General features: G+C 75.9%; 1 protein-coding gene. It reads left to right on the top strand.

Annotated features, from left to right (window positions below; all coding sequences use genetic code 11):
* Positions 1–389: sensor histidine kinase (locus tag LPA54_RS41080; protein ID WP_267488044.1), on the top strand; the 389-nt coding region annotated here is incomplete at its 5' end.
* Between the last annotated feature and the right edge of the window lie 10 nt (positions 390–399).

Here is a 399-nt window from a genome sequence, read left to right on the forward strand (position 1 = left end):
ATCCGCCCGTGCTGGCCGCGCGGGGGCTCGGCGACGCGGTGCGGGCGCTGGCGCTGCGGCTGCCGGTGGCCACGGAGGTGAACGTGTCGCTGCCCGGGCGGGGCGACGCGCCGGTGGAGTCAGCCGCGTACTTCGCGGTGAGCGAGGTGCTCACCAACGCGGTCAAGCACTCCGGCGCGGACCGGATCTGGGTGGACGTGCACCACGCGGAGGGCCGGCTGCGGATCACCGTCACGGACAACGGGCGGGGCGGTGCGGTGGCCGGGGCCGGTTCGGGTCTGGCCGGGGTGGAGCGCAGGCGCGGTACATTCGACGGCGTCCTGGCCGTCAGCAGCCCCGCGGGCGGCCCCACCCTGGTCACCGTGGAGCTCCCGTGCGCGGTGTCCTAGCCGAAGACCT

Origin of the sequence: Streptomyces sp. DH12 (assembly GCF_020873895.1) — a bacterium.
Lineage (GTDB): Bacteria > Actinomycetota > Actinomycetes > Streptomycetales > Streptomycetaceae > Streptomyces.